This window comes from Rhodopirellula maiorica SM1 (assembly GCF_000346295.1).
Lineage (GTDB): Bacteria > Planctomycetota > Planctomycetia > Pirellulales > Pirellulaceae > Novipirellula > Novipirellula maiorica.
The window spans coordinates 1-7544 of record NZ_ANOG01000915.1 but is presented as its reverse complement, the minus strand read 5'-3'; the positions used below and the strand labels follow the sequence as shown (position 1 = coordinate 7544).

The 7544-nt window shown below is 56.4% G+C and carries 8 protein-coding genes; 7 read left to right on the top strand and 1 reads right to left on the bottom strand.

Annotated features, from left to right (window positions below):
* From RMSM_RS29075 to RMSM_RS37510, 4 genes are all read left to right on the top strand, one after another.
* The coding region (locus tag RMSM_RS29075) for an SHD1 domain-containing protein (RefSeq protein ID WP_040769995.1) at positions 1–779 on the top strand (779 nt) is incomplete at its 5' end.
* A 373-nt stretch (positions 780–1152) separates the two neighbouring features.
* On the top strand, positions 1153–1683 hold the full coding sequence (locus RMSM_RS29065; protein WP_052031858.1) for a GrpB family protein: 531 nt from the start codon (positions 1153–1155) through the stop codon (positions 1681–1683).
* An 86-nt stretch (positions 1684–1769) separates the two neighbouring features.
* Complete coding sequence (locus tag RMSM_RS29060) at positions 1770–3431, top strand: serine/threonine protein kinase (RefSeq protein ID WP_008705776.1); 1662 nt, start codon at positions 1770–1772, stop codon at positions 3429–3431.
* Entirely contained in the window at positions 3428–3748 is a 321-nt protein-coding gene (locus RMSM_RS37510) for a hypothetical protein (protein WP_052031857.1), read from the top strand. Before RMSM_RS29060 ends, RMSM_RS37510 begins: the two co-directional genes overlap by 4 nt.
* A 309-nt stretch (positions 3749–4057) precedes the next feature.
* Here the strand turns inward: RMSM_RS37510 and RMSM_RS29050 are convergent, their stop codons facing one another.
* Positions 4058–4552: a class I SAM-dependent methyltransferase gene (locus RMSM_RS29050; protein WP_236622347.1), complete on the bottom strand. Its 495-nt coding sequence runs from the start codon at positions 4550–4552 to the stop codon at positions 4058–4060.
* Positions 4553–4631: 79 nt separating this feature from the next.
* Between RMSM_RS29050 and RMSM_RS29045 the strand changes: the two genes are divergently transcribed.
* From RMSM_RS29045 to RMSM_RS29035, 3 genes are all read left to right on the top strand, one after another.
* Positions 4632–5051: an ExbD/TolR family protein gene (locus tag RMSM_RS29045; RefSeq protein ID WP_008705767.1), complete on the top strand. Its 420-nt coding sequence runs from the start codon at positions 4632–4634 to the stop codon at positions 5049–5051.
* On the top strand, positions 5051–5500 hold the full coding sequence (locus RMSM_RS29040) for an ExbD/TolR family protein (RefSeq protein WP_008705764.1): 450 nt from the start codon (positions 5051–5053) through the stop codon (positions 5498–5500). The genes RMSM_RS29045 and RMSM_RS29040 overlap by 1 nt, the downstream gene beginning before the upstream one ends.
* Positions 5497–7544: hypothetical protein (locus RMSM_RS29035; protein WP_008705762.1), on the top strand; the 2048-nt coding region annotated here is incomplete at its 3' end. The genes RMSM_RS29040 and RMSM_RS29035, both read left to right, overlap by 4 nt.

The window sequence follows — 7544 nt, the reverse complement described above, 5'->3', positions numbered from 1 at the left end:
ATGAGGCTCCTGCGGTAGAACCGCCTGCGGCCGAAGCTCCGGCAATCGAAACTCCGGACACCGACACCAACCTCGATGATCTGTTTGGCTCCGACGCACCTGCGTTGGACACGCCCGCCGAAGATGCGGCTGCGATGGAAGCACCGGCGACCGATCCACCGGCTGACGATACCAGCCTGGATGATTTGTTCGGCGGCGACACTGCGGCTCCGGCTGACGCTGCGGCCCCGGCGGACGCCCCGGCCGATGACGACGGCGGCATCGACAATCTATTCGGCGAAACCTCCGACGCGACTGAGGACACGGCGATCGAAATGCCCGCCGACGCCCCTGCAGATGATCTGGACGGATTGTTCGACACACCTCCGTCGGATGATGCAGCACCAGCGTCCGATTCGATCGATGACTTGTTTGGCGAACCCGGCGACGCCACCGAAGACGAGCCAAAGACCGAAGAGGCTGGCACGTCGATCGATGATTTATTCGGAAAAGCCGAGCAAGCCAAAGATTCGTCCCAACTTGTTGTTTCCGAGAAAACCACAGTTCGCATTTCTTCGCTTGACGATACTCGCGTGCGAACCTGGATCGACAACACCGGAAACTTCCGCACCGACGGCCGTTTGATCGAAATCAATACGACCAACATCCGACTGTTGAAATCGAACGGCAGAAAGTGCACCGTGCCATTCTCGCGAATGTGTGCGGCGGATACCGCCTACGTCGAATCGATTGAAAAGCAGATCGAAGCTTCCAAGGTGGCAATGCTGATCAGCCGCTGATCAATTGGATTGGACTGTAAATCGCGTGAACCGGGCCAACGAGCAAGTCGTTGGCCCGGTTTTTTATTGGTGGCATCCCTATTTCGCCAACTTCCGCTACATTCAATGCAGGCCCGAGGCGTCGAGCAAGTCGTCGAAACAGGATCGCCTTGCGTTCCGCGAAAGAGTGTTTGGAGAGTGCACTTTCGCCGACCGAAAGACGACCAACCATAAACCAAAACGCTTGACGGCTTGTTGATTAAATCGTTTCACATTCGGCCGACGACGTACTCGCATCCGTTTTGCGGACGCCTATTGGCAAACGGTTAAACGAAGCATTCTAAGAGCGACGGATCTCCGGCTGCGGATAGGAACTCATCAAGGCATTTTCGTTATGGACTCTCATCCCGTCCGCTTGATGCACTTTGACCCAAGGTGGCGTCAAGAATTCGAGCAAACTCGCAGCAGTATCCTGCTGTCGTGCGAGGGCCGGGTAGTGGACGTGGTCCATATCGGCAGCACATCGATCTCAGGTCTGATTGCCCGTCCGACGATCGATGTTTTGGCAGGCGTAAACGACATCGCGATGATGGAGTCGGCTGCGTTACTGATCGAAGGCCTCAATTACCGCCGCAGCGAAACGCCGGATTGGGCGGGAGCCGCGATCATGTTATCCAAGCCTCGCTATGTTACGCCTGACCAGCCTGATCCGACCCATTGTGTCTATTTAATGCAGACATCCACCCCTGCCTGGACGCAAGCGGTTTCCATTCGCGATTATCTACGGCAAAATGCGGAGTCGGCACTCGATTTCGAAGAGGCCAAGGTGCGACGTTGGCGAAGCGGCGAGGGAGATTTGCAACAGTACGAAGCGGACAAAGCAATCTTCTTCGCGCACCTCATCGACCAAATCGACGCGTCGTAGCCGCGCCCCGTCGAAGCAAACTATAATCGAACCGAAACCGGCTCTTTGTTTCTTTCTCGTTCTTCATTTCCAAGCTCTAGTCTCCAATGCCCCGCAGCCGACTCGGCCCATTAGCGATCGAAGCAAAACTGGGTGACCATCCGTCACAAAGTTCGGTGTGGCGTGCCATTCATGTACAGCAGCACAAATCGGTTGCCGTCAAAGTGTTCTCGTCACCGTTTGGGGCGACGCCCGAAGCACGCACGCAGTTTGCCACTGAATGGGAAACGCTAAAAACGCTGCAACATCCCGCCATCGCCCGCTGCTATGGCGGCGGGTTCGAAGACAAAGAGGCCTACTTGGCGTACGAGCTTATCGAAGGTGAGACGTTGGCGGCTCAGATCGAGCGACGCACCCGTTTGCCATGGGAATCGGTGCTCGAGTTTGCTGAGCCGATCATCGCGGCCCTCTGCTACCTGCACGAACGTGACATCATCTATGGGATGCTGGGCCCCGACAAGATTTTGTATGCGGGACTCAGCCCACTGCTGGTGGATGTTCGCATCGATCGTTTTGAATCCAATTTCAAATCATCGCGTCCCCCCACGGCCCATGAGATCGCCTTTCGGCCGCCTGAGTGGATCGACGCCCCGACATCGGTCACTCACAAATCGGACCTGTATTCGTTTGGTGCGACGCTCTATTTTGCAATCACCGGACGACCGCCCGTCCAAGGCGATACCGTCGAAGAGGTGACGCGAAACGTCCGCGAACAAACGCCGACGTCACCTGCATCGTTGGTGTTGGATTGTCCGGTTTGGTTCGACAAATTGATCACCCAGCTATTGGAAAAGGATCCTGCAAAGCGTCCCTTTGGTGCCCCGGCGGTCCAGCTCGCCTTGGCAGAAGTGCGGCGTCGTTCGATGTCACGCACCGGAGTGGCCGAGCATGCGTCGGCGGGCTTTAGCCCGCTGAGTGTGACCGACCAAAAAGAACGCGACGAAGCTCGCTCGCTTCTCGGGCGTGAATTGGTCGACGAAGCAAAGGAAACGCTCCCAGACGCCACGCTCTGGCACGACAAGTCGTGGTTCTTGATCGGCGTGTTGATCGTGATGCTATTGATGCTCGGTTGGGTAGCGTGGCCGCTGAACGAAAACCAAATGCGAAAGCGGGCCGAAGATCTGCTGTCGCAAGAAACGCAGTCATCGATGAACCAAGCAAAGAACAACTACTTGAAACCGATGATCAACCAATTCCCCGACGGCGAACATACGACGTGGGCGGAAGAGCAGGTGGATCGAATCGAGATGATGCAGGCCGAGCATGCGTTGTCGGTCAAGATGAAACGGAACCTGGCGCTAAAAAACGAGGGAGAACGGCTGTACGCTGAAGCCGAGCAATTCGAACGGTTCGGCGACACCTCTACGGCGCTTGATAAATACCGCAGCATGGAAACGCTGCTCGGCGACGATCCCAAATACCGTCCCTACGTCAATCTGGCCCGTCGTCAGATCGCGGCAATCGAGAATCGCTCGTTTGTCAAAGACGAAGCAGCGACGATCATTCAAGAAAAATTGGATGAAGCTGAACGAGAACACTCGCGAGGCAACGTCGTCACGGCTCGCCAAATTTGGTATTCGATTATCGAGTTGTACGGCAACAACAGCAACGTTGGCCCGCTTGTCCTGCAAGCCCAACAACGACTCGCTGCCAGCAATACACCGGCACCCAATACCGATCCCCCTAACCCGCTACAGCCACCGCAATGACTAGCGATGCCGATCCGCACGACTCGCCGATCGAGGCGAAACTTGCGCCGAGTCCCCAATCGACATCGGCGTCGACATCTCCGCAATCATCCCCAGCCACATCATCGTCCGACCGCATGATTCAAAGCCGCGGTGCCGTGTTGGCGATATTGTTCCTGGTGATGGGGGCGTTGGGCATTCCGCTGCTGTGGATGAACAAAGCCTTCTCCAACGCGGAACGTTGGTTTTGGGCGGTGGTGGTGACGCTATACACGGCGCTACTAATCTACATCGCTTGGCGAATCTGCATGTGGAGCTACCACCAGATCATCGGTTAGACAATGTCGTTGACCGCTCCGGAACGTGCGGTAATTGAGTTATGGAAGTCACGTATTTCCGACCGGGACAAGCCCGGCGGAAGCGAGGGGAGCCAGACATTCAGAATTTATAAATCGCAGGTTGCCCGCGGTCATTACGTAATGATCGCGGAGCGATCAACGACAGTGGTTCAAAACGTAATGATCGCGGAGCGATCAACGACGATAGACCAACGACACTGCGATCACGCTCGCTTGCATCGATACACGAAGGCGGGCGGTAAATTTCGCCATACCGTTGGACTTCGCCCCACTTGCGGAAACGCTTTTTTAACCGAGCGAAAAACGTTGCCCTGCCGGCAATGCCAAACCCTGCCAATACGCAAACGTGGCAAATTGGCCGCCCGGGCGTAACACCTCTAACATCGAATCCATGATCTCGCCTTGCAGCGAATCCGAGAACGAAGCCCACGGCAGACCACAGATCACCGCATCGACATGAGGCATCGATTCGCGGCGACACAACTCGACGACATTCGTCACGCTGTCTTCGTAGACCGTGACCGACGGACATCGCGATCGCGTCGCGGCCACCAGTTCGGCAGATCGCTCGATCGCAAAAAACTTGGCATCGGGATGCAACCGCTGGACGATCCCTTCGGTAAAGACGCCGGTTCCGGGGCCAAATTCGACCACGTTGCGAGCGGAATCCCAATCAAACCACTCAACCATCGTTTTGACCAACCCCGGACTGCTTGGGGCGACCGCCCCCACCTGAGTCGGGTGCCGAATAAAGTTTTTCAGAAATGTCAGCGTGTTATTCATCGACATAGCGTATCGCAAGCGAGCGTCCCCGCGGTAGGCCGTATTATTTTCTCGCTCCGCGTCCGTTACATTGACGTTTATGCGAGTTCCCAATCCCAACAACGCTTCTCCGGTCGGCGCCAACATGACGCCGATGATTGACGTTGTCTTTTTGCTGATCATCTTTTTCTTGGTATCCAGCCATCTGGCTCGCCAGGAGATTCATTTGCCCGTCGAATTGCCAATCGCCAACACCTATTTGCCCGAGAACCCCGATCGATCGGCGTTGACCGTGACCGTCGACGACCAATCCCAATGGCGAGTGGGCGGAAACGTGGTCGCGATCGACGAACTGAAACAGGTTTTGGTCGACCATGCCGCTCGCAGCGGATCAAGTGCCGCAGTGCGATTGCGAACCGACGGATCGGTGCATTACCAATACATCGAACCGATCCTGCGTGAAACGGCGCTCGCGGGGATTTTTGACGTCACGTTCTCGGTGCGCGAGGCGACTCGCTGATGAAAATCCCGTCATCACGATTGCAAGGATCGCTGAAAGTCGAAATGACACCGATGATCGATATCGTGTTTCTGTTGTTGGTGTTCTTTGTCTGGACCAGCAGTTTCGAGCTGCCAGAGTTTGATCTTCCCAGTGCGATTGCCCAGCCGCCCAGCGTCGGTACGAACAACGAATCGACCGACACGCCGCCGGTCGAGATTTTCGATGAAATCATCATTCGGCTGATCGCTTCGCCGACGGGGAATACGATTGAACTGAACGGTCAAGCGGTCGCGAGCAGCGAGACGCTCGAAACCCGTCTTCGCGAGATTCTAAAGCTGGGAGTTCAACCGCCTGTGATCGTCGATCCCGAACCCACGATTGCAATGTCCGATGCGATCAAGGTTTACGACACCGCACGCGCCGCCGGCGCGGACCGAGTCCTGTTTACCGCGAACGACGAACCATGATGATGATGCGTCTGATCGCTTTGCACTGTTTGTGGATCATGGCCCTCGCGTTGCCGCAGCGTTATGGGAACGCCGACCAAACGCCTGTGGCCCGAGTCAGTAGTGATCGCGACGCCGATCTGATTAGTGAACTCATTCGTCGAGGTGACTTCGATACCGCGCAGCGATTGATCCGCCGTGGCCTGCAATCCGTGACCCCCAACAGTGACTCGTACGCCCGGCAGACGATTTGGCTGTCCGAACTCGAAACGGCTCAGCGGCAAACGATCGACAACTTTTCGGACGAAGATATTCTGGCGGCGCAGAAACCGATCGACGAATTAATCACTGCCTATCCCGAGCACCCACGGCGACTGTTTCTGCGGTCGCAACGGATCGCGGTCGAATTGGCTGCGGCCGAGCACGATCTGTTATCGATCATGGTCAATCCCGGCGACACCGACCGTGGCGAACGTGCGCTACGGCGATTGACCGATGCGGCTGCGAAATCCGAATCACTTTCCAAAGCGGTCGCCGAAGAAAAAACGCGTTTGAATTCGCAAACCAATATGTCACCAAGCGTAATGGCAATGCTCGGCGATTTGACGCGGTTAGAGCAGGAAACGCAGGTTCAGATCGTCCAAATCAAGCTGATGGAAACCGAACTGTTCCCCGCCAGCAGCGATGATCGACTCGCGGCCGCCACCGCGGCACTACGATCGGCCGATCAAGCGCTGACGCGACTGCCGAGCGATAGTCAAGCTCGTAACGAAGTCGAGCGACTGCGTGTCGTCGCACTGTTACGAAGCGAAGATTTTCAGCGAGCTCGCAGCGCGTTATCAGAACTGACCCGCGAAGTGCCGCTGGACTCTGACGCCCGTGTTCGCGCACTCGACATCCAAATCGACCTCCATTCGAATCACCACGCCGACGCAAAAAAGAAACTTGATGCGTTCTATGACAAACAGCCTGCGAACGCACCGTTGTCAATCGAGATGGACCTGGTCCGATTGGAATCGCTGCTAGCCAGCGATGACGCAAACCAAAACCGCGTCGGTGATTGGATTGATTCGATTGGCACTCGGCACGGAGCGTATGGACGTCGACGCGCCGAAACGATCGCCATCGGTTCATTGCGATCCCAATCACGCAACGGTTCAACCGAGGGAACGGGCAACCAGATCGATCCGTCGATCATCGCCGCTCAGGGACGACAATATTTGCGTGATGGCAATCCGCTGCGGGCGGCACAGTTGTTGGCCAGTGCGGCGATGACGGAAACCAATCCCGATCTCGCGATTAAACGGTCACTTGAAGCCGCAGCGGCATTTGTCGCGGCGAAACAGCCCGGTGATGCCGCAGACATTTTGGCGGGAGTCGCGAAGTTAAAACCAGCGGGGACCGGTGCCGCCGCAGCCCATTTGCAAGCCGTGGTGCTGAAAACGAAAACCAAGTCGCCGGCCAGCGAAATCGAGGTGATGCTGCGAACGACGATCGCCCTGTGGCCCGACAGCGAATATGCACCGCAAGCGGGCAATTGGCTGATCAAACTGCTGTCGGCCGATAAGCGAATCATCGAAGCGGCCGAGATTGCCACCCAATTAGGACTCGGCGATTACGAAACCGCTCTGGAACTTTGGCGGCAGGCGTTCCGCGAAAGCGAATCCGCCGATCAGAGCGAGCTGACGACACAAATGAAGCAGGCCTTTGCATCTGTCCTGGATGACATCAATGTCGCAAAGCAATATCGTCAATTTGCCGCCTACTTTTTTGATCGTGACGCACTAAGCGATCTTGCTGAGACGACGACGCCAGACGATTACAGCGAAACGTTGTTGCAATTTCGCCGTCTTGGGACACAAGCAAGCATGCTGCCCGCTCCGCCCGCAAACGTGTTGCCGGACACGGTCGCCCGATTGATGCAGGACGGACGGCAAAATGCGTCGCTGCGGGAAACGATCGCGAATCAGATTGAAGGTTGGCCAGAACCTTTGGGTGACTCACTCGAACGTGCCGAGCGACAGATTTGGCTCGGGAAAATCGAGGATGCCAAGGTCACCGTTGA

Bases quoted from the DNA above. Each gene is read 5' to 3' on its own strand.
- RMSM_RS29040 (WP_008705764.1), top strand. From the start codon at position 5,051: ATGAAAATCCCGTCATCACGATTGCAAGGATCGCTGAAAGTCGAAATG.
- RMSM_RS29060 (WP_008705776.1), top strand. From the start codon at position 1,770: ATGCCCCGCAGCCGACTCGGCCCATTAGCGATCGAAGCAAAACTGGGT.
- RMSM_RS29065 (WP_052031858.1), top strand. From the start codon at position 1,153: ATGGACTCTCATCCCGTCCGCTTGATGCACTTTGACCCAAGGTGGCGT.
- RMSM_RS29050 (WP_236622347.1), bottom strand. From the start codon at position 4,552: ATGAATAACACGCTGACATTTCTGAAAAACTTTATTCGGCACCCGACT.
- RMSM_RS29045 (WP_008705767.1), top strand. From the start codon at position 4,632: ATGCGAGTTCCCAATCCCAACAACGCTTCTCCGGTCGGCGCCAACATG.
- RMSM_RS37510 (WP_052031857.1), top strand. From the start codon at position 3,428: ATGACTAGCGATGCCGATCCGCACGACTCGCCGATCGAGGCGAAACTT.